Source organism: Streptomyces sp. NPDC004327 (assembly GCF_042873935.1).
Lineage (GTDB): Bacteria > Actinomycetota > Actinomycetes > Streptomycetales > Streptomycetaceae > Streptomyces.
In genome coordinates this window covers 859,469-880,528 of the sequence record NZ_JBIAME010000002.1, presented here as the reverse complement: position 1 = coordinate 880,528, position 21,060 = coordinate 859,469, and the positions used below count along the sequence as shown (strand labels likewise).

Below are 21,060 nucleotides of genomic sequence, written 5' to 3'. Positions count from 1 at the left end.
GCGGTGACGCGAGCCGAGTCTGGAACGGGGCCGGGCCCCCCGATGCGTAAACCAGATAGAGACACCACGGACGAGTGAATCACCGCCGCCGTGATCGAACGCGGTGAGCGAGCGTAGGCTCGTGCCTTGGCGCTCATCGGGCCGAAATACGATGCGGCGGGCACGGTCGGCCCATCCCTCGACCGCCACACTCACTCAACGGAAGCGAGAAATCACCACCGTGACTGCTCTCACTCTCAGCACCGCCGGCGCGGCGACGCTGCGCGCCGACGCCGTCGTGGTCGGCGCCGCGAAGTCCGGGAAGACGCTCGTCGTGGCCCCCGGCGCCGAGGCCGTCGACCAGGCGTTCGACGGCGGTCTGGCCGCCGTCCTGGAGACTCTGGGCGCCACCGGCGCAGAGGGTGAGGCGACCAAGCTTCCCTCGCCGGCCGGCCTCAAGGCCCCTGTCGTGCTCGTCGTCGGCCTGGGCTCCGCGCCCGAGGACGGCGAGGGCTTCGACGCCGAGGCGCTGCGTCGCGCCGCCGGCACCGCCGCCCGCGCCCTGGCCGGCGCCAAGAAGGCCGCCTTCGCGCTGCCGATCGGCTCCCCCGAGGACGCGGCCGCGATCGCCGAGGGCGCGCTGCTCGGCGCCTACGCCTACACCGCGTACCAGGACGCCGAGGGCCGCAAGAAGCCGCTCGGCGAGGTCGCCCTGCTCGGCGCCAAGCCGCGCGACAAGGCGTTCAAGGCCGCCGCGGACCGCGCGCTGACCGTCGCCGAGGAGATCAACCGCGCCCGCGACCTGATCAACCAGCCGCCGAACGACCTGACCCCGGCCGCGTTCGCCGCCGCCGCGCAGGCCGCCGGCAAGGAGCACAGCCTCAAGGTGCAGGTGCTCGACGAGAAGGCGCTCGTCAAGGGCGGCTTCGGCGGCATCCTGGGCGTCGGCAACGGCTCGGTGAACCCGCCGCGCCTGGTCCGCATCGCCTACACCCACCCGAAGGCGGAGAAGACCCTCGCCCTGGTCGGCAAGGGCATCACCTACGACTCGGGCGGCATCTCGCTGAAGCCGGCCGGCCACAACGAGACGATGAAGTGCGACATGAGCGGTGCCGCCGCCGTGTTCTCCGCCGTCGTCGCGGCCGCGCGCCTCGGCCTCGAGGTCAACGTCACCGGCTGGCTGGCGCTCGCCGAGAACATGCCGTCCGGTTCGGCCACCCGCCCCGGCGACGTGCTGCGCATGTACAGCGGCAAGACCGTCGAGGTCCTCAACACGGACGCCGAGGGCCGCCTGGTCCTGGCCGACGCGCTGACCAGGGCCTCGGAGGAGCACCCGGACGCCATCGTCGACGTGGCCACCCTGACCGGCGCCATGGTGCTGGCCCTGGGCGACCGCACCTTCGGCATCATGGCCAACGACGACGACTACCGGACCGCGATCCACGAGATCGCGGGCGAGGTCGGCGAGCAGTCCTGGCCGATGCCGCTCCCGGCGGACATGCGCAAGTCCATGGACTCCCCCACCGCCGACATGGCCAACATGGGCGTCCGGATGGGCGGCGGCCTGGTCGCCGGTCTCTTCCTGCAGGAGTTCGTGGGCGAGGGCATCACCTGGGCCCACCTCGACATCGCGGGCCCGGCCTTCCACGAGGGCGCGCCGTACGGCTACACCCCCAAGGGCGGCACCGGCTCCTCGGTGCGCACCCTGGTGCGGCTCGCGGAGCTCACCGCGGACGGCGAGCTGTAGGCACCCGCCCGCTGTGACGCGTACGACCCCGGTGGCCTCGGCCGCCGGGGTCGTCCCCGTTCCGGCCCCGCCCCGGCCCTCCCCCGGCCCCGCCCGTTCCGCGGCCCTTCCCCGTGCCTCCCCGCCCGTTCGCCCGCGACGAAATCCGTAGCTTCGTACGTGTCCGTAGCCCGTCCGGACGGACCATCCGCCGTCTCAGAGCGCGGCCCCGCGTCCCGCCGTCCGTCAACAAGTGCGAAGATGGGTTCTCGGCAGGACAGGGCCCCCACCACAGGGCCGACAAATATGCGGCCGGACACCCGGAGCCGCCGCCCGGTCATGGACGACCGGCGACGAGCGCACATGCATGGAGGACGTGACGTGGCGAACGACGCCAGCACCGTTTTCGACCTAGTGATCCTCGGCGGCGGTAGCGGCGGTTACGCCGCGGCGCTGCGCGGAGCGCAGCTGGGCCTGGACGTCGCACTGATCGAGAAGAACAAGCTCGGCGGCACCTGCCTGCACAACGGCTGCATCCCGACGAAGGCCCTGCTCCACGCCGGCGAGGTCGCCGACCAGGCGCGCGAGGCGGAGCAGTTCGGTGTCAAGGCCTCCTTCGAGGGCATCGACATCAAGGCCGTGCACAAGTACAAGGACGACGTGATCTCGGGCCTGTACAAGGGTCTGCAGGGTCTCGTCGCGTCCCGCAAGGTGACGTACATCGAGGGCACCGGCCACCTGTCCTCCCCGACCTCCGTCGACGTCGACGGCCGCCGGGTCGAGGGCCGTCACGTCCTCCTCGCCACCGGCTCCGTGCCGAAGTCGCTGCCGGGCCTGGAGATCGACGGCAACCGGATCATCTCCTCGGACCACGCGCTGACCCTGGACCGGGTCCCGGAGTCCGCGATCATCCTCGGCGGCGGTGTCATCGGCGTCGAGTTCGCCTCGGCGTGGAAGTCCTTCGGCACCGACGTGACGGTCATCGAGGGCCTGAAGCACCTCGTCCCGGTCGAGGACGAGAACAGCTCCAAGATCCTTGAGCGCGCCTTCCGCAAGCGCGGCATCAAGTTCAACCTGGGCACGTTCTTCCAGTCGGCCGAGTACACCGAGACCGGTGTCAAGGTCACCCTGGCCGACGGCAAGACCTTCGAGGCCGAGGTGCTGCTCGTCGCCATCGGCCGCGGCCCGGTCTCGGCCGGTCTCGGCTACGAGGAGCAGGGCCTGGCGATGGACCGCGGCTACGTCCTGGTGGACGAGTACATGCGGACCAACGTGCCCACGATCTCCGCGGTCGGCGACCTGGTCCCGACGCTCCAGCTCGCGCACGTCGGCTTCGCCGAGGGCATCCTGGTCGCGGAGCGCCTCGCCGGTCTGAAGCCCGTGCCGATCGACTACGACGGCGTGCCGCGGGTGACGTACTGCCACCCGGAGGTCGCCTCCGTCGGCATCACCGAGGCGAAGGCCAAGGAGATCTACGGCGCGGACAAGGTCGTCGCCCTGAAGTACAACCTCGCGGGCAACGGCAAGAGCAAGATCCTGAAGACCTCGGGCGAGATCAAGCTCGTCCAGGTCAAGGACGGTGCCGTGGTCGGCGTCCACATGGTCGGTGACCGCATGGGCGAGCAGGTCGGCGAGGCGCAGCTGATCTACAACTGGGAGGCGCTGCCGGCCGAGGTCGCGCAGCTCATCCACGCCCACCCGACGCAGAACGAGGCGCTCGGCGAGGCCCACCTGGCCCTCGCCGGCAAGCCTCTGCACTCCCACGACTGACGCTCACGTCATCACAGGGCGCGACGACCACTTTCCGCAATTCGTTAGGAGCAACTGAAACCATGTCGGTTTCCGTAACCCTGCCGGCGCTCGGCGAGAGCGTCACCGAGGGCACCGTCACCCGCTGGCTCAAGGCCGAGGGCGAGCGTGTCGAGGCCGACGAGCCGCTGCTCGAGGTCTCGACCGACAAGGTCGACACCGAGATCCCCGCCCCCGCCTCGGGCATCCTGGCCTCCATCAAGGTCGCCGAGGACGAGACGGTCGAGGTCGGCGCCGAGCTGGCCATCATCGACGACGGCACCGGCGCCCCGGCCGCTGCCCCGGCCGCCGAGCCGGCCGCCGCTCCGGCTCCGGCCGCCGCCCCGGCCCCCGTGGCCGAGACCCCCGCCGCCCCGGCGCCGGTCGCCGAGGCCCCGGCCGCCGCCCCCGCCGGTGCCGCCCAGGGCACCGACGTCGTCCTGCCGGCGCTCGGCGAGTCCGTCACCGAGGGCACCGTGACCCGCTGGCTGAAGTCGGTCGGCGAGACCGTCGAGGCCGACGAGCCGCTGCTCGAGGTCTCCACGGACAAGGTCGACACCGAGATCCCGGCCCCGGCCTCCGGTGTGCTGCTCGAGATCGTCGTCGGCGAGGACGAGACCGCCGAGGTCGGCGCCAAGCTGGCCGTCATCGGTGCCGCGGGTGCCGCCCCGGCCGCCCCGGCCCCGGCTGCCGCCCCGGCCCCCGCCGCCGCCCCGGCCCCGGCCCCGGCCCCGGCTCCGGCCCCCGCGCCGGCCGCCCCGGCCGCTCCGGTCGCCGCCCCGGCTCCGGCCGCCCCGGTGGCCGCCCCGGCCCCGGTCACCCCGGCTCCGGCCGCCGCTCCGGCCGCGCCCGCCCCGGTCGCCGCCGCGCAGCCGGCCGAGGACGGCGCCTACGTCACCCCGCTGGTCCGCAAGCTCGCCACCGAGAACGGTGTCGACCTGGCGTCCGTCAAGGGTTCGGGCGTCGGCGGTCGCATCCGCAAGCAGGACGTCCTCGCGGCCGCCGAGGCCAAGAAGGCCGCCGCCGCCGCTCCCGTCGCCGCCGCTCCGGCCGCCGCCGCGCCGAAGACCCCCGTCCTGGAGGTCTCCCCGCTGCGTGGCCAGACGGTCAAGATGACCCGCATGCGCAAGGTCATCGGCGACAACATGATGAAGGCGCTGCACGGCCAGGCCCAGCTGTCCTCGGTCGTCGAGGTCGACATCACCAAGCTGATGAAGCTGCGCGCCCGTGCCAAGGACGCGTTCGCCGCCCGTGAGGGCGTCAAGCTCTCCCCGATGCCGTTCTTCGTGAAGGCGGCGGCCCAGGCGCTGAAGGCCCACCCGGTCATCAACGCCCGGATCAACGAGGACGAGGGCACCATCACGTACTTCGACTCGGAGAACATCGGCATCGCCGTGGACTCCGAGAAGGGTCTGATGACGCCGGTCATCAAGGGTGCGGGCGACCTGAACATCGCCGGCATCTCCAAGGCCACGGCCGAGCTGGCCGGCAAGGTCCGCGCCAGCAAGATCACGCCGGACGAGCTGTCCGGTGCGACCTTCACCATCTCCAACACCGGCTCGCGCGGTGCGCTCTTCGACACGATCATCGTGCCGCCGAACCAGGTCGCCATCCTGGGCATCGGTGCCACGGTCAAGCGTCCGGCCGTCATCGAGACCGCCGAGGGCACCGTCATCGGCGTCCGCGACATGACCTACCTGACGCTCTCCTACGACCACCGTCTGGTGGACGGCGCCGACGCCGCCCGCTACCTGACGGCCGTCAAGGCGATCCTGGAGGCCGGCGAGTTCGAGGTCGACCTCGGCCTGTAAGGCACTCCGAGGACACGCTGCCGCTTGGCAACGTAACAAGCCTCACCAGCGGCGCCCCCGCCCGGATGTGTTTCCGGGCGGGGGCGCCGCCGTATTGTCTAGGTGTCGAGCCCTCCCGTCGCCCGACCGCCGCCCCTGGTGGCGGCCCTTCGGGCCGCACCCTTTTATTGGAGCTGCCCCCATGACCATGCCCGTCGTCCATTCGCTGCGCGAGCAGATCCGCGAGCACATCGTGGAGGGCATCGTCAGCGGCCGCTGGAAGCCGGGCGAGCGCATCGTGGAGCGGCGGATCGCGACGGAGCTGGAGGTCTCGCAGACCCCGGTGCGCGAGGCGCTGCGGGAGCTGGAGTCGCTGCGGCTGATCGAGTCGGCGCCCAACAAGGGCGTCCGGGTGCGCAACCTCACCGCGGCGGACCTGGAGGAGAGCTACCCCGTCCGGGCGGGCCTGGAGCAGATCGCGGCGGAGTTGGCGGCCGGCCGGCTCGCGAGCGACTGCTCGGCCCTGGAGCCGCACGTGGCGGCGCTGTACGAGGCGGACGCGGCCTCGGACGGCACGGCGCAGGTGCGGCACACGGTGGCCTTCCACCGGGAGCTCGTGAAGGCGGCCGGCAACAGCGTGCTGCTCCACACCTGGGAGGGCCTGGGCATCGAGGTGTTCACGGCGCTGTCGATCCGCTGGCTGGGCACGGTGCAGAAGTCGTACGCGGAGGAGCACCAGGAGCTGGTGGAGGCGTTCCGCCGGGGCGACCCGAACATCGGGGCGCTGGTGAAGGCGCATGTCCTCGGGTGCGCGCCGAGGGCGTGATCCGGCCACGCGGGGAGATGAGCGGGTCCGTGTCCGACGGGCCCGCTCATTCGTGCGTAGAGGGCCTCATCAGTGGGCTCACCTGCGAAAACAAGGCACCCGGTGCCCATTTTCGCGGCACCCTGTGCCTACTTTGACGTTCAGGGAAAGTTTTTCCCATGAACACTTTGATCGATCATCGATCGGCGGCTTACAGTCTTCGGCGGGCCGTACCCCGGCCCACGGCCCGGTCCTGCCAGACAAGGCCCCTTTATCTCCACCCCCATCTGTCCGGAAGGCGGCGATCATGACCGATCCCGTAGGCAAGATTCCGAGCGAGCTCGACCAGCTCCCGGACCGTGACACCGAGGAGACCGCCGAGTGGGCGGCCTCCCTCGACGCCGTCACCAAGGCCGCCGGCCCCCACCGGGCCGCCTACCTGATGCGCCGCACCCTCCAGCACGCCGACACGGCGGGCCTCGCCCTGCCGAAGCTCCTGGAGACGGACTACCTCAACACCATCCCCACCTCCGCCGAGCCGGTCATCGACGGCGACGAGGAGATGGAGCGGAAGATCACCGCGTGGAACCGCTGGAACGCGGCCGCGATGGTCACCCGCGGCGCCAAGCACGGCGTCGGCGGCCACATCGCCACCTTCGCCTCCGCGGCCTGGCTCTACGAGACCGGCTTCAACCACTTCTTCCGCGGCAAGGAGGGGGACGGCTCCGGCGACCAGCTCTACATCCAGGGCCACGCCTCCCCCGGCATCTACGCCCGCGCCTTCCTCGACGGCCGCCTGAACGAGTCGCACCTCGACAACTTCCGGCAGGAGTCCGGCGGCGACGGCCTGCCCTCCTACCCGCACCCGCGCCGCCTCCCCTGGCTGTGGGAGTTCCCCACCGTCTCCATGGGCCTCGGCCCGCTCTCCGCGATCTACCAGGCGCGCTTCAACCGCTACCTGACCAACCGCGCCATCAAGGACGTCTCCGCCTCCCACGTGTGGGCCTTCCTCGGTGACGGCGAGATGGACGAGCCCGAGTCGACGGCGGCCCTCGCGCTCGCCGCCCGCGAGGGTCTGGACAACCTGACCTTCGTCATCAACTGCAACCTGCAGCGCCTCGACGGCCCGGTCCGCGCCAACTTCAAGATCGTGCAGGAGCTGGAGGCCCAGTTCCGCGGCGCCGGCTGGAACGTCGTCAAGACCCTGTGGGGCAACGCCTGGGACGAGCTGTTCGCGCTCGACACCACCGGCGCCCTGGTCCGCCGCCTCCGCGAGGTCCCGGACGCGCAGGTCCAGACGTACCAGACCCGCGACGCCGCCTACATCCGCCAGGACTTCTTCGGCAAGGACCCGGCGCTCGTCGCGATGGCGCAGCTGCTGTCCGACGACAAGATCCTCGAGTGCTTCCACCTCTCCCGTGGTGGCCACGAGCCGCGCAAGGTGTACGCCGCGTACAAGGCGGCCCTGGAGTTCAAGGGCGCGCCGACCGTCATCCTGGCGCAGACCGTCAAGGGCTTCACCCTCGGTGAGGGCTTCGCGTCGAAGAACGCGAACCACCAGATGAAGAAGCTGACGTCGGACGAGTTCAAGCAGATGCGCGATCTGCTCGACCTGCCGATCTCGGACGCGCAGTTCGTCGACGGCGTGGTCCCCTACGGCCACCCGGGCGCCGACTCGGCCGAGGTCCGCTACCTCCAAGAGCGCCGCGCGGCCCTCGGCGGCCCCGCCCCGGCCCGCCGCGTCCACCCGGTCGCCCCGCTGCCGGCCCCGGCCGACAAGACCTTCGCCTCCTTCGACAAGGGCTCCGGCTCGCAGAACGTCGCCACCACGATGGCGTTCGTGCGTCTGATCAAGGACCTGGTCCGCGACAAGGAGACCGGCAAGCGCTGGGTCCCGATCGTCCCGGACGAGGCCCGTACCTTCGGCATGGAGTCGCTGTTCCCGTCGCTCGGCATCTACTCGCCGAAGGGCCAGACGTACGAGCCTGTCGACCGCGACCAGCTGATGTACTACAAGGAGGCCGTCAACGGCCAGATCCTGAACGAGGGCATCACCGAGGCCGGCTCGATGGCCGACTTCATCGCCGCGTCGACCGCGTACTCGACGCACGGCGAGGCCATGATCCCGTTCTACATCTTCTACTCGATGTTCGGCTGGCAGCGGACCGCCGACCAGATGTGGCAGCTCGGCGACCAGCTCGGCCGCGGCTTCCTCGTCGGCGCGACCGCCGGCCGCACCACCCTGACCGGTGAGGGCCTGCAGCACGCCGACGGCCACTCGCCCGTCATCGCGGCCACCAACCCGGCGGCGCTGACCTACGACCCGGCGTTCGCCTACGAGGTCGCGGCCATCGTCAAGGAGGGCCTGCGCCGCATGTACGGCGAGGCGGCCGAGGGCGAGGACCAGAACGTCTTCTACTACCTCACCGTCTACAACGAGCCCATGCCGCAGCCGGCCAAGCCGGGCCACGCGGGCGTCGACGAGGGCATCATCAAGGGCCTCTACCGCTTCAACACGGCCGAGTCGGCCGGCCTGGAGCTGCCCGCGAACGCCTCCCGCATCCAGCTGCTCGCCTCCGGCACGGCGATCCACTGGGCCCTGGAGGCCCAGCAGCTGCTCGCCGCCGAGTGGGGCGTGGCCGCCGACGTGTGGTCCGCCACCTCCTGGAACGAGCTGCGCCGTGACGCGCTGGAGGCCGACGCGGCCCTGCTGCGCGGCGAGGAGCGGGTGCCGTTCGTCCGCCAGGCCCTGGAGGGCGTCGACTCGCCCGTCCTGGCCGTCTCCGACTACATGCGCCAGGTCCCGGACCAGATCGCGCAGTGGGTCGAGCAGGACTACAGCTCGCTCGGCGCGGACGGCTTCGGCCTGTCCGACACCCGCGCGGCCGCCCGCCGCCACTTCGGCGTCGACGCCCAGTCGATCGTCGTCGCCGCCCTGGCCCAGCTCGCCCGCCGCGGCGAGGTCCAGGCGACGTCGGTGAAGGAGGCGCGGGAGCGGTACGGCCTGTAAGGCCGCACCCGACCGGCTTGTCCGAGGGGCCGTCGGCCCGTACGCCCGCGCGTACGGACCGGCGGCCCTTCACTGCTGTCGGCCCTGCCACGCCTCCTGCTGAAGGTCAGGCCACACGTCCTGCTGTGCGCCCTGCCCCAGACGCCTGTCGATGCCCTGCGCCAGGTCCATGCCCTGGCGCGGGTCCGCGCCCTGCCGGGCGGCAAAGGCCGGGTCGGGCAGGGTGGACAGGATCTCGGCCAGCTCGGTCAGCTGGCCGATGATGCGGGCCCGCTGCTCGCCGAGGGCGTCGACCGGCTGGTACATGCTGCGGTCCAGGGTCTCGGTGATCTCCGCGCGGACCTCGTGCAGCCGGACCCGCACGCCCTCCGTCGCCGCCTCCTGCTCGGCGGCCCGCGCCGTCGCTTCGTTCACGATCGTGCGGGCCCTGCGCTCCGCGTCCGTCCGCAGCTTCTCGGCCTCCAGGCGCAGCTCCTCGGCCCGGTGCTCGATCTCGGCGAGCCGCTTCTCGGCCTTCGCCTGGCGGGCGGCCAGGTCGCGCTCCGCCTGCTGGCGGCGCTTGGCCAGGTTGGTCTCGAAATCCATGGCGGCCTGGGCGGCCTTGGTCCGGGTCTCCTCGAAGAGGAGGTCGGCACGCTCGCGCAGCTGCTGGGCGTCCCGCTGCGCCGCGGCGCGTACGGCCGCCACCTCCCGCTCGGTCCGGGCCCGCAGCTCGGCCGCGAAGGCCTGCGCGTCGTCGAGGAGCCGGTCGGCGGCCGGGGCACCGAAACCGTCGAGCCGCTTGAGGACCACCGTCGCGGAGGCCGGCCGGTCGTCCGCCTCGCGGGCGAGGAGCTCCATGACGAGCGCGGCGAGCTCGTGCGGGATCTCGGGCACGAGCTCGTGGACGGGGCGGATCTCGCCCTGGATCACCTGGTACGTGATCGCCCACGCGTTGTCGCCGGTGACGGGCGCCCGGCCGGTGAGCAGGAAGTACAGCAGCGCGCCCAGCGAGTAGAGGTCACTGCGGTGGTCGACGGTGCGGACGCCCTTGGCCTGCTCGGGCGACATGTAGGCGGGGGTGCCCAGCGGAAGGCCGGTGAGGGTGAGGCCGCCTTCCCTGAGCGTGTCGCCGAAGAACTTGGCGATGCCGAAGTCGAGGACCTTCAGCTCGCCCTCCTCGGTGAACATCACGTTGTTGGGCTTGACGTCCCGGTGGACGATGCCGCGCCGGTGGGCCCCGTCGAGGGCCGCGGCCACCTGCCGTGCCCAGGAGACGGCCGTCCGCCAGCGCGGGCGCTCCGCCTTGACGGCCTCCTGGAGCGTGGGCCCGGGAAGTCGCTCCATCACCATGTAGAGCATGTGCACGCCGTCGATCTCGGCGGCGCCCCAGTCATGGGCGACGGCCGTGTACCGGCCGGGCAGCTGCGCGGCGGCACGGATCTCGCGGCGGAAGCGCAGGAGGAGCGTCTCGTCCCGCGCGGTCCGGCTGACGAACTTGACCGCCACCTCGCGCTGCATCTTCTGGTCGCGGGCGGCCCAGACCTCGCCCATCCCGCCCTGGCCGAGGCTGCCCGTCAGTTCGTACCGGCCTTCGAGTAACGCGCCCTGCCGCATCGCCGCTCCCCCCGTGGTCGTCCGCCTCCAGGGCCACAGTATGGATGGCAGTCTTGCCCCATGCGTGCCGCTCGTCTCATCAAATTGGTGCTTCTGCTCCAGTCCCGGCCGTCGATGACGGCCGCCGAACTCGCCGCCGAGCTGGAGGTGTCCGAGCGGACGATCACGCGGGACGCGCTCGCGCTGTCGGAGGCCGGGGTTCCGGTGTACGCGGACCGGGGGCGGGCCGGGGGCTACCGGCTGGTCGGCGGGTACCGGACGCGGCTGACCGGGCTCGCGCGCGGGGAGGCGGAGGCCCTGTTCCTGTCCGGGCTGCCGCAGGCGCTGCGGGACATGGGGCTCGCGGACGCGGCCTCGGCGGCGCGGCTCAAGGTGTCGGCGGCGCTGCTGCCGTCGCTGCGGGACGCGCCGGAGGCGGCGGGGCGGCGGTTCCATCTGGACGCGCCGGCCTGGTACCAGGAGCCGCAGACGCCGGAGCTGCTCGCGCCGCTCGCGGACGCGGTGTGGGACGACCGCCCGGTGCGGGCCCGCTACCGGCGCGGGGACGGTGCGGAGGTGGCGCGCGAGCTCCAGCCGTACGGGCTCGTCCTGAAGGCCGGCGTCTGGTACGTGTGCGCCCGCGCGGGCGGCTCGTTCCGGACCTACCGGGTGGACCGGTTCGCCGAGGTGGCCGTGGAGGAGGAGCGGTTCGAGCGGGACCCGGGGTTCGACCTGGCGGCGTTCTGGACGGAGCGCTCGGCGGAGTTCGCGCGTTCGATCCTGCGGGCCGAGGTGGAGCTGCGGCTCACGGCGGCGGGGGCGCGGCGACTGCCGTACGTCACGGACCGGGCGGCGGCGGAGGCGGCGCTCGCGGCCGGGGTGCACGAAGACGGTGCGGCGGCCGGGGCACACGGTGCGGCAGGGGTGGACGGGGCGGGCGGGGCAGGCGGGACGGCCGGGGTGAACGAAGCCGGTGCGGGCGGGGCGGGCGGGGCGGGCGGGGGCGGACGGTGGCGGGTGACGCTCGCCGTGGAGAGCGAGGAGGTCGCCTTCTCGCAGCTGCTCGGGCTCGGTCCCGAGGTCGAGGTGCTGGCCCCGGCGGCGCTCCGCGAGCGGTTCGCGGAGGCCGCGCGGGGCCTCGCCGGGCTCTACGGCTGAGGCTCTACCGGTAGTCCTCGGCCCGTACGGCCGGGTCGGCCTCCTTCGCGAGCAGGAAGCCCCACGAGTCCGGCCGCGACCCGTCCGCGTCCGTGAAGCCGTACTCCCTGGCGAGCCGGCCGCTGTCCAGGGACTGCCCGTTCCAGCGCGCCCGGCCGGGGTCGGCGGCGAGCGCGGCGACGGCCCGGCCCACGTACACCGGCGACTCGGAGACGGCGAAGTCGGGCACCTTCGCGGTCGCGTCGCGCCAGGTGGCCTCGGTGACGCCGAAGGTCGCGAGCATCTGCTCGGAGCGCAGCCAGCCGGGGCTGACGGAGACGGCGGTGCCGCCCGCGGCGGCCAGCTCCTTCGCGAGGCCGAAGGCCATCCGGATGGGGGCGTTCTTGGCGAGGTCGTAGAAGAGGTTCTCGCGGAAGCGGGTGGCGTTGTACGCGGTGGTGCCGTCGGTGATCTCGACGACGAGTCCGCCGGGCCGGCGGGTGAGCAGCGGCAGGACGGCGTGGGAGGTGATCAGGTGCGTCTTCACGCCGAGTTCGAGCATCCTGAGGCCGTCGGCGAGGCCGATCTCCCAGGTCTTCTTGCCGAAGGACGCGCCGATGAGGTGCTCGCCGCCCCACACGTCGTTGACGAGGACGTCGAGCCGGCCGTCCTGCTCGCGGTCGACGCGGTCGACGAGGGCGCGGACCTGCTCGGGTTCCAGGTGGTCGGTGGGGACGGCGATGCCCGTGCCGCCCGCGGCCGTCACGAGCTCCGCGGTCTCCTCGATGGTCTCGGTGCCGCGGCCGACCTCGCTGAGGCGGTCGCGGGTGGTGCGCCCGGTGACGTACACGGTGGCTCCGGCGGCGCCGAGCTGGACGGCGATGGCGCGCCCGGCGCCCCGGGTGGCGCCGGCGACGAGGGCGATGCGGCCGGCAAGGGGCGCGCCCTCACGGGTCGTCCCGCGGGGGGTCTCACGGGAGGTCTCATGGAGGGTCTCATGGGTCGTCTCGTTGATCATGCGGGCAGCCTGACAGGGAAAGACGACATCTCCTGTCCGGATTGATTTCAGCCGTTTCCGGGTGCGTCGCACCGCGTGACCCACGATGCTTGTCCCGTGATGGACGAGACGGAGTTCTGGGCGATCATCGACTCCACCCGGGAGCGCGCGGAAGGCGACCCGGAGGAGCATGCCGACCTGCTCGTGGACCGGCTGACGGAGCTGGACCCGGACTCGGTCCTCGACTTCGCCCGCCATTTCGAGGCCCGCTACAACCGGGCGTACACCTGGGAGCTGTGGGGTGCGGCGGCCGTCCTGCTCGGCGGGGCGGGCGACGACTCCTTCGACTACTTCCGCTGCTGGCTGATCGGCCAGGGCCGGGAGGTCTTCGAGGGTGCGGTGCACGAGCCGGACGCGCTGGCGGAGCTGCTCGTGGACTTCGACGAGGAGATCGACGGGGACGGCGAGGAGCTCGGCTTCTCGGCGGACGAGGCGTACGAGCGGCTGACCGGCGCCGAGGCACCGGACCTGGGCATTCCGCCGCAGCCGCCGGAGCCGCTGGGCACGCCCTTCGACCTGGACGACGACGGCGTGCTCGCGGCCCGCTTCCCGCGGCTGTGGGCCCGGTTCGGCCCCGGATAACGGAGGGGGGCCGGAGCCGAACCGGACCGGTCCATGGCCCTGAGCGCCTTCGCGGGCGCTCAGGGGGCCGCGGGGATCAGAAGTGAGTTCCGCCGTCGATGCGGATCTCGGTGCCGGTGATGAACCGGCCGTCCTCGCTCGCGAGCATCGCGACGACGCCGGCGACCGTCTCCGGGCCGGCGAAGCCCTGGCCGAGGGCGGGGGCGAGCTTGGCGAAGAGGGACCAGTCGGTGTCCTCGGGCAGGCCGGGGCCCATGGACTGCTTGGAGGCGCCGGAGCCGTCGGTCATGCCGGAGGAGATGGAGCCGGGCTGCACGGCGGTGAAGCGGATGCCCTGCTTGGCGTACTCGGCGGCGAGCGCGTGGGTCATGGACTGGATGCCGCCCTTGCTGGCCGCGTAGGCCGCCATGTACGGGTGGGCGAACATCGCGGAGGTGGAGGAGAAGTTGACGACGGCGGAGCCGTTGCCCTCCAGGAGCGCCGGGATCGCCTCGCGGATCATCAGGAACGTGCCCGTGAGGTTGACGCGGACGACCTGCTCGAAGGCGTCGAGGCTGGTCTCGTGGGTGTGCGAGGAGCGCAGGATGCCGGCCGCGTTGACCAGCACGTCCAGGCCGCCGAGGGCCTCGACGGCGGCGGCGACGCCCTCGCGTACGGAGGTCTCGTCGCCGATGTCGACGACGAGGGTGGTGAGGCGGTCGGCGGCGGCGCCGGCCTTGGCGATCGTGTCCTTGAGGCCGGCCTCGCTGATGTCGGCGGCGACGACCCGGCCGCCCTCCGCGAGCATGCGGAGCACGGTGGCCTGGCCGATGCCGGAGCCACCGCCGGTGACGAGCGCGCGGCGTCCTTCGTAGCGGGTCAGCTGGGTGGGCTGGTTCGGCTCGTTCATGACGGCAACCTCTCGATGTCGAGCTTTCCGGGGGTATGGCCACCGTACGCCTAAGTGGCACGTTTTGCCACACCTGCGCGACGTGCACTCATGGCAGTCGCGGGCGTACGCTGGGTCGGTGAGCACGAAGCCCCGATCGCCCCGATCGCTGACGCTGACCGAGCGCCGCAAGGCCGCCACCCAGCTCGACATCGCCCGCGCGGCGGCCGAGCTGTTCACCGAGCGCGGGCCCGACGACACCACCGCCGAGGACATCGCCCAGCGGGCCGGCGTCGCGCTGCGCACCTTCTACCGCTACTTCCGCTCCAAGCAGGACGCCGTCGCCCCGCTGCTCGCGGGCGGCGCCGACCGCTGGCGGGACGCCCTCGCCGCGACCGGACCCGGCACCACGCTGCCCACCGCCCTGGAGCGGTCCATCGCCGAGTCGCTCGCCGCCGAGGGCGCGGAGGCCGAGGAAGGACTGCGCTGGACCCGCGGGCTGCTGCGCGCGGCCGACCACGACCCCGCCCTGCGGGCCGTCTGGTACCGGGTCAACCAGGAGTCCGAGGACCGGCTGCGCGAGGTCCTCGCCCGGCTCGCCGGCCCCGGCGCGGACCCGCTCGAACTGCGGCTCGCCGCCGCCGCGGCCACCGACGCGATCCGGCTCGCCCTGGAGACCTGGGCCGAGACGGACGCGCCGCTGCGGGGCGCGGGCGCGCCGGCCGAGCTCGCGGTGCGGTGCCTGCGCGAACTCATGGGCGGCATGCGGCTGCTCGCGCCGGACGCGGCGTCAGCCGAGCAGTGAGCGGCCCATCAGGACGTCGTCCACGTATCCGCCGTCCAGGAGGAACTCGCCCGGCAGCACGCCCTCGACCGTGAAGCCCTCGGTCGCGTAGAGCGCGCGGGCCGGGGCGTTGTGCCCGAGGACCCGCAGGGTGATGCGGCGGGCGCCCTCGGCGCGGGCCCGGTCCATCGCGGCGCGCACCAGGAGGCGGGCGACCCCGCGGCCGCGAGCGGCGGACGCGACGGCGAGGCCCTGGATCTGGCGGACGTGGGCGTTGCAGGACAGCGGGGTGGGCGGGACGGTCCGGACGTAGCCGACCACCGTTCCCCGGTCCTCCGCGACCTGGTAGTGCTCGGGCGGGTGCCCCTCGCCGAAGAAGGGTTCGCCGGGCCCGGGCGCCGGGAGCACGGCGTGCAGCGGCGACCAGACGGCCCGGTCGAGGGCGGCGAGCACGGGCTCGTCGGCGGCCGTGGCGGCGCGGACGCGGATCCCGCCCCGCCGGGGCGCTTCCGGGTGCTGCGGCATCTCGGGATCTCGGGGTATCTCCGGATCTCGGGGTGTCTCCGGGTGCTGCGGATTCTCCGGCGCGATCATGCGGGCCACTGTGCCACGGCCCGGGCCGGTGGGGGCAGGATGGCCGTATGAAGCGACAGGCTCGTCAGCGCATCGCCGTCACCGGCGCGTCCGGACTCATCGGTTCCGCCCTCGTGCGCTCCCTGCGCGCCGACGGCCACGAGGTGCTGCGGCTGGTGCGCCGGCCGGCCGGCCGCGCCGACGAGGTGGAGTGGGATCCGGCCAGGCTTTACGTGGACGCGGCCGGCCTGGCCGGCGTCGACGCGGTGGTGCACCTGGCGGGCGCGGGCGTCGGCGAGCGGCGCTGGAGCGAGGCGTACAAGAAGGAGATCCGGGACAGCCGGGTGCTCGGCACCCGGGCGGTCGCCGAGGCGCTCGCCTCGCTCGCCGAGCCGCCCGCGGTGCTGGTCTGCGGCACGGCGCTCGGCTACTACGGCGACACCGGCAGCCGGGCCGTGGACGAGAGCGCGCCCGCGGGCGAGGGCTTCCTGCCGTCGGTGTGCGTGGAGTGGGAGGCCGCGGCCGCGCCGGCCGAGGCGGCCGGGATCCGGGTGGCGTACGCCCGCACCGGCCTGGTGGTGGCCCGTGAGGGCGGGGCCTGGGGGCGGCTCTTCCCGGTCTTCCGGGCCGGGATCGGCGGGCGGATGGGCGACGGCCGCCAGTACTGGAGCTTCATCGCGCTGCACGACGAGGTGGCCGCGCTGCGGCACGTCCTCGACACGCCCTCGCTGGCCGGGCCGGTGAACCTGACCGCGCCCGAGCCGGTCACCAACCGCGAGGTGACGGCGGCGATGGGGCGGGTGCTGCGGCGTCCGACGGTCTGCCACGTGCCCGCGGCGGCGCTGCGGTTGGCGCTCGGGGAGTTCGCCGGGGACGTGCTCGGCAGTCAGCGGGTGCTGCCGGGGCGGCTGCTGGAGTCCGGCTTCGACTTCGCCTTCCCGACGATCGACGAGGCGGTGCGGGCCGCCGCCCGCTGACGTCGCTGGTCGCGGCGGGCGTTCGGTTCCGGCCGGGTGGTGTGCGTCCGTGCGCGCGCCCGGGGCGTGCGCTCCCCCGTGCTGCGTGCACGCCGGGCACGCGCGGCTTCCCCGCGTGGGAGCGCTGCCTAGTCTCTTGCGAACTCTGGCATTCCGGGGGCGTGTTGGGGGCATAGGCCCCCACACGAAGCGACCGACCTGGGGAGGGGCACGTGCTCGACAACGCGGACGTCGTCGTCGTGGGAGCCGGGATCGCGGGTCTCGCGACGGCTCATCAGCTGAGCGGGGCCGGGCTCTCGGTCACGGTCCTGGAGGCCGAGCCGGGGGTCGGCGGCCGGATGGCGACCGACACCGTGGACGGCTTCCGGCTCGACCGGGTCGGCCCGCTGTTCACCGCACCGGAGGCGGCGGGCGTACCGCTGCGCCCGTTCGCCCCTGGGGTCCTCGTCCACAGCGACGGGCGGTACGGGAGGTGGGGGGCGCCGCACGCGCCCTGGAGTCCACGGGGGGCCCGCGGCGTGGCGCGGGCGCTGGCCGGCGCCCCGCGCAACCCGGCCGTCTCGCTCGACCAGGCGCGGCTCGGCGCGTCCCTGGTGCGGCTGGCCACGACGCCCGCCCAGCGGCTCCTCACCCGCACCGAGCGGACCGCCCGCGAGGCGCTCACCGCCCGGCTGCCCGGCCGCACCGTCCAGGGCGTGCTCCGCCCGCTGCTCGCCGCGCTGCTCGGCGATCTGGACCTGACGACCTCCAGCCGCCGCGCCGACCTCGCGCTGCGCTCCTTCGCGCGGGGCCGGCTCGGCGTGCCGGAGGGCGGTTCGGGCGCGCTGGCGGAGCGGCTGGCGGCGGCGCTGCCGCCCGGCTCGGTGCGTACCGGCGTACAGGTCACGGAGGCGTCCATCTCGCGCGTGACGACGGCGGAGCACGGCGTCTTCCGCTGTCGCGCCGTGGTGGTCGCGACCGGCGGGCGGACGGCGGCGGAGCTCGTGCCGGGCCTGTGCGTGCCCGACTACCGCGCGGCGACCGTCCTGCACCACACCGCGCCGCTCGCGCCGGCCGCCGATCCCGTGCTGCTCCTGGAGTCCGACGTGGCCGGCCCCGTCGCCCACACCGCCGTGATGAGCACCGTCGACCCGTCCCGGGCCCCCGCCGGCCGCGTCCTCGTCACCTCGACGGTCCTCGGCGGCCCGCCGGCCGACGACGACACCGAGCGCCGCGTCCGCAAGCACCTGGCCACGCTCTACGGCGTATCGACGGACGACTGGGAGCTCCTCGCGCTCCACCACACCCCGCACGCCTTCCCCCTCATGCGCCCGCCCTTCGACCCGGAGCGCCCCGTCCGCCTCCTCGCCGGCCTCTACGTGTGCGGCGACCACCGCGGCACGGGCACCCCGACGGGCGCGCTGGCGACGGCACGCCGGGCGGCGACGGCGCTGCTGGCGGACCTGGGCGTGGGTACGGGGAGCACGGCGCGGGGCGTGGAGGCCGCGTAGCGGGCGGGGCGGCGGCGCGCGCACCCGCGGCCAGGGGGCGGGGTGGCGCCGCACGCACCCGCGGCTACGGGGCGGGGTGGCCTCTTAGCGGCACGGGGCCGCGCCGTGCGCACCCGCGGCACGGGGCGGGTGGGCCGTACAGCGGCACGGGGCGAACGCCGTGCGCACCCGCGCCACGACGCGCGGAAGCCGCGTAGCGCGCGGCGCACCGCGCGCCGGCGCCGCCCCCGTGCCGCTCATCCCAGCGCCGCCACCCTGTCCCGGTACGTCCGGGCCGCCGGTGCGTCACGGTACGGCTCCAGGCGGCGTTCGAAGTCGCGGATGTACTCGACCGCGCGGGCCGAGCGCATCTCGGACGCCTGCTGGGCCGCCTCGGCGCCCAGCGCGCACGCCTGGTCCAGCTCGCCGAGGGCGAGCCGGGCGGAGGCGAGGACGACGCGGCAGAAGAGGCGGCTGCGGGCGAAGCCGGGGCCGCGGAGCTGGAGGGCGCGTTCGGCGTGCTGGGCGGCGGCGCGGTACTGCTGGAGGTCGCGGTGGCAGTGGCCGAACTCGTCGGCGAGCTGCGCCTCGTCGAAGGAGCGGGCCCAGTAGGGCACCTCGTCGCCGGGCCGGGCGGCCTCCAGGGCGCGTTCGGCGCGGGCGAGCGAGGCCCCGCAGGCGCGCGACTCGCCGAGGACGCCGTGCCCGCGCGCCTCGACGGAGTGCAGCAGGGCCTGGACGACGGGCGGGGCGGCGGCGCCGACGCCCTGCTGGGCGACCCGGGCGAGCTGGACGGCCTCGCGGCCGTGGCCGAGGTAGACGGCCTGGTGGCTCATGGTGATGAGGACGTACGAGCCGTAGGCCCGGTCCCCGGCCGCCTGGGCGAGCCGCAGCGCCTGGACGAAGTACCGCTGGGCCAGGCCGTGCGCGGCGATGTCGTACGAGGTCCAGCCGGCGAGCCGGGTGAGGTCGGCGACGGCGCCGAAGAGCCGGCGCCCGACGGTCTCCCCGTACGTGCCGCGCAGCATCGGCTCGGCCTCGTGCTCCAGGTAGCGGACGAGGGCCTGCCGGGCGTGCCCGCCGCCGTACGCGTGGTCGAGGGTGCGGAACAGCTCGCCGACCGAGCGCAGCGCGGCGATGTCGCCGGCGGAGACCCGCTGCCCGGCGCCGCGTTCCGTACCGCGCTGGCGGGGCACGCTGTAGCGCCCCTGCAGCGGCACCCGCGGGTCCGGGGCGCCCGCGTCGCCGCGCGCCACCCGCTCGTCGGCCCGCCCGATCAGCCAGTCGCGGCTGGGCACGACGAGCCCGGCCGGGGTGAAGGCGATCTTCCGCAGCTCGGCGTGGCTGCCGGAGTCCTTGCGCCACAGGCCGCTGACGATGTCCACGGCCTCCTCGGGCGTCGCCGCGAACTCCAGGCCCGCGTAGACCGGCGCGCAGGCGTCGAGCCCGAGGTCCTGGGCGGAGAGCCGGCGGCCGAGGCGGCGGGTGAAGACCTCGGCGATCAGGGCGGGGGTGGTGCCGCGCGGCTGCTGGCCGCGCAGCCAGCGGGTCACCGAGGTCTTGTCGTACCGCAGGTCGAGCCCGTGCTCCAGGCCGAGCTGGTCGACGCGTCTGGCGAGCCCGGCGTTGGAGAAGCCCGCTTCGGCGATGAGCGCGGCAAGCTGGCGGTTCGGCATGCGCTGCGAGGGTCGTTCCGTCATCAGCTGTGCGGTCTCCTGCCTTCCGGGCCCGGGGTGGCAGCCCGTACGGACCCTCGTGGCCCTCATGGAACGGCGTGAATTTAGCGGCACCAGCCGCCCTTACCGCCACCTTCGCCCTACATTCATCCGATCGTGTGAGGATTGGCTGGTCGCTGACGCAGCGGACGTAGGGACCCTCACGCACCTGCCGGAGGACCGTCCGGCGTACCGCCGTACAGTGGCATGGGCGCGATTGACGCATGGTGCCGAGCCGGCTCCCGCCCCGGGACGATCCCCGGAACCCGGCTCCGGCACCCAGGAGGAGGCATTGCCGTGAGTGAGCTGCGATTCGTCCGTCTGGGCTTCGGCGCGGACGCCGTCGAGTACCGGGTGGCGTGGGACAAGCAGCGCGAGGTGCACGCCGCCCGCTTCGCGGACGAGATCGAGGACACCTGTCTGCTCCTGGAGCACCCGCCCGTCTACACCGCGGGCCGGCGCACCGAGGAGAGCGAGCGCCCGCTCGACGGGACGCCGGTGGTCGACGTCGACCGCGGCGGCAAGATCACCTGGCACGGCCCCGGCCAGCTGGTCGGCTACCCGATCATGAAGCTGCCCCGCCCGGTCGACGTCGTGGCCCACGTCCGCCGTCTGGAGGAGGCGCTGATCCGCACCGCCGCCGAATTCGGTCTGGAGACCACCCGGGTCGAGGGCCGCAGCGGCGTGTGGGTGCTCGGCGACCCGGTCGAGGAGCGGCCGAAGCTCGGCGGACTGTCGCTGGACTTCGACCCGCGGCTGACCGACGAGGAGTTCGACCCGCGGCTCAACGGCCCGGAGTACGCCCCGTCCAACGCCGGCCAGCGCCGCGAGGACCGCAAGCTCGCGGCCATCGGCATCCGGGTCGCCAAGGGCGTGACGATGCACGGCTTCGCCATCAACGTGAACCCGGACAACACCTGGTTCGACCGGATCATCCCGTGCGGCATCCGCGACGCGGGCGTCGCCTCGCTCGCGAACGAGCTGGGCCGGGACATCACGATCGAGGACGTGCTCCCGGTCGTCGAGAAGCACCTGAAGGACGTCCTGGAGAACGCGGAGCTGAAGCCGCGGGAGATCGAGCGCGAGGCGGCCCCCGCCCCGGAGCGCGCGCCGGAGACGGAGCGGGCCTCGGCCTGAGGAATGCCCACCCATGGCCACGGGTTGGCCAACGGTGAAGGCATAGGAAGCAACGGGCGTACCCTGGTGTACGCCGAAGAATCGAAGC

At 73.7% G+C, this 21,060-nt stretch carries 16 protein-coding genes; 11 read left to right on the top strand and 5 right to left on the bottom strand.

Annotation, left to right across the window (positions count from 1 at the left end; genetic code table 11):
• The first annotated feature begins 220 nt into the window (after positions 1–220).
• From ACFYU9_RS10110 to aceE, 5 genes are all read left to right on the top strand, one after another.
• The gene (locus ACFYU9_RS10110; RefSeq protein ID WP_389205432.1) at positions 221–1,726 is read left to right on the top strand and encodes a leucyl aminopeptidase; all 1,506 of its coding nucleotides are present in this window, start codon (positions 221–223) and stop codon (positions 1,724–1,726) included.
• A 360-nt stretch (positions 1,727–2,086) separates the two neighbouring features.
• The gene (gene lpdA / locus ACFYU9_RS10105) at positions 2,087–3,475 is read left to right on the top strand and encodes a dihydrolipoyl dehydrogenase (protein ID WP_389205434.1); all 1,389 of its coding nucleotides are present in this window, start codon (positions 2,087–2,089) and stop codon (positions 3,473–3,475) included.
• Between the two features lie 62 nt (positions 3,476–3,537).
• Positions 3,538–5,304: a 2-oxoglutarate dehydrogenase, E2 component, dihydrolipoamide succinyltransferase gene (sucB, locus tag ACFYU9_RS10100; protein WP_389344059.1), complete on the top strand. Its 1,767-nt coding sequence runs from the start codon at positions 3,538–3,540 to the stop codon at positions 5,302–5,304.
• Positions 5,305–5,485: 181 nt separating this feature from the next.
• Positions 5,486–6,109 carry a GntR family transcriptional regulator gene (locus ACFYU9_RS10095; RefSeq protein WP_389205438.1) on the top strand — a complete coding sequence of 208 codons (624 nt, stop codon included), beginning with the start codon at positions 5,486–5,488 and terminating at the stop codon, positions 6,107–6,109.
• 286 nt (positions 6,110–6,395) lie between these two features.
• Positions 6,396–9,098, top strand: a complete 2,703-nt coding sequence (gene aceE / locus ACFYU9_RS10090) for a pyruvate dehydrogenase (acetyl-transferring), homodimeric type (RefSeq protein ID WP_389205440.1) — start codon at positions 6,396–6,398, stop codon at positions 9,096–9,098.
• A gap of 69 nt (positions 9,099–9,167) precedes the next feature.
• On the opposite strand, the gene ACFYU9_RS10085 is transcribed toward aceE, so the two are convergent.
• Complete coding sequence (locus ACFYU9_RS10085; RefSeq protein WP_389344057.1) at positions 9,168–10,694, bottom strand: protein kinase; 1,527 nt, start codon at positions 10,692–10,694, stop codon at positions 9,168–9,170.
• A gap of 60 nt (positions 10,695–10,754) precedes the next feature.
• Between ACFYU9_RS10085 and ACFYU9_RS10080 the strand changes: the two genes are divergently transcribed.
• Positions 10,755–11,831, top strand: a complete 1,077-nt coding sequence (locus ACFYU9_RS10080) for a helix-turn-helix transcriptional regulator (RefSeq protein ID WP_389344055.1) — start codon at positions 10,755–10,757, stop codon at positions 11,829–11,831.
• 4 nt (positions 11,832–11,835) lie between these two features.
• Here ACFYU9_RS10080 and ACFYU9_RS10075 read toward each other — a convergent pair whose 3' ends face one another.
• Positions 11,836–12,828: an SDR family oxidoreductase gene (locus tag ACFYU9_RS10075; RefSeq protein WP_389344053.1), complete on the bottom strand. Its 993-nt coding sequence runs from the start codon at positions 12,826–12,828 to the stop codon at positions 11,836–11,838.
• A 99-nt stretch (positions 12,829–12,927) separates the two neighbouring features.
• On the opposite strand from ACFYU9_RS10075, the gene ACFYU9_RS10070 reads away from it, so the two are divergent.
• A complete protein-coding gene (locus ACFYU9_RS10070) occupies positions 12,928–13,449 on the top strand; it encodes a DUF4240 domain-containing protein (protein WP_389206703.1) in 522 nt (173 codons plus the stop codon).
• 76 nt (positions 13,450–13,525) lie between these two features.
• Here ACFYU9_RS10070 and ACFYU9_RS10065 read toward each other — a convergent pair whose 3' ends face one another.
• A complete protein-coding gene (locus tag ACFYU9_RS10065; protein WP_389205447.1) occupies positions 13,526–14,338 on the bottom strand; it encodes an SDR family NAD(P)-dependent oxidoreductase in 813 nt (270 codons plus the stop codon).
• 118 nt (positions 14,339–14,456) lie between these two features.
• Here ACFYU9_RS10065 and ACFYU9_RS10060 point away from each other — a divergent pair, with 118 nt between their 5' ends.
• Positions 14,457–15,122 carry a TetR/AcrR family transcriptional regulator gene (locus ACFYU9_RS10060; protein ID WP_389205448.1) on the top strand — a complete coding sequence of 222 codons (666 nt, stop codon included), beginning with the start codon at positions 14,457–14,459 and terminating at the stop codon, positions 15,120–15,122.
• Here ACFYU9_RS10060 and ACFYU9_RS10055 read toward each other — a convergent pair.
• Positions 15,108–15,626 carry a GNAT family N-acetyltransferase gene (locus ACFYU9_RS10055; protein WP_389344158.1) on the bottom strand — a complete coding sequence of 173 codons (519 nt, stop codon included), beginning with the start codon at positions 15,624–15,626 and terminating at the stop codon, positions 15,108–15,110. The two genes, ACFYU9_RS10060 and ACFYU9_RS10055, sit on opposite strands and share 15 nt — an antisense overlap.
• 116 nt (positions 15,627–15,742) lie before the next feature.
• On the opposite strand from ACFYU9_RS10055, the gene ACFYU9_RS10050 reads away from it, so the two are divergent.
• Positions 15,743–16,651, top strand: a complete 909-nt coding sequence (locus tag ACFYU9_RS10050; protein ID WP_389344051.1) for a TIGR01777 family oxidoreductase — start codon at positions 15,743–15,745, stop codon at positions 16,649–16,651.
• 212 nt (positions 16,652–16,863) lie between these two features.
• Positions 16,864–18,141 (top strand): FAD-dependent oxidoreductase, encoded by a 1,278-nt coding sequence (locus ACFYU9_RS10045; protein ID WP_389344049.1) that lies wholly within the window; start codon positions 16,864–16,866, stop codon positions 18,139–18,141.
• A 236-nt stretch (positions 18,142–18,377) separates the two neighbouring features.
• Here ACFYU9_RS10045 and ACFYU9_RS10040 read toward each other — a convergent pair whose 3' ends face one another.
• On the bottom strand, positions 18,378–19,820 hold the full coding sequence (locus ACFYU9_RS10040) for a regulator (RefSeq protein WP_389344047.1): 1,443 nt from the start codon (positions 19,818–19,820) through the stop codon (positions 18,378–18,380).
• A gap of 312 nt (positions 19,821–20,132) precedes the next feature.
• Between ACFYU9_RS10040 and lipB the strand changes: the two genes are divergently transcribed.
• Entirely contained in the window at positions 20,133–20,972 is an 840-nt protein-coding gene (gene lipB, locus ACFYU9_RS10035) for a lipoyl(octanoyl) transferase LipB (RefSeq protein WP_389205458.1), read from the top strand.
• Positions 20,973–21,060: the final 88 nt, after the last annotated feature.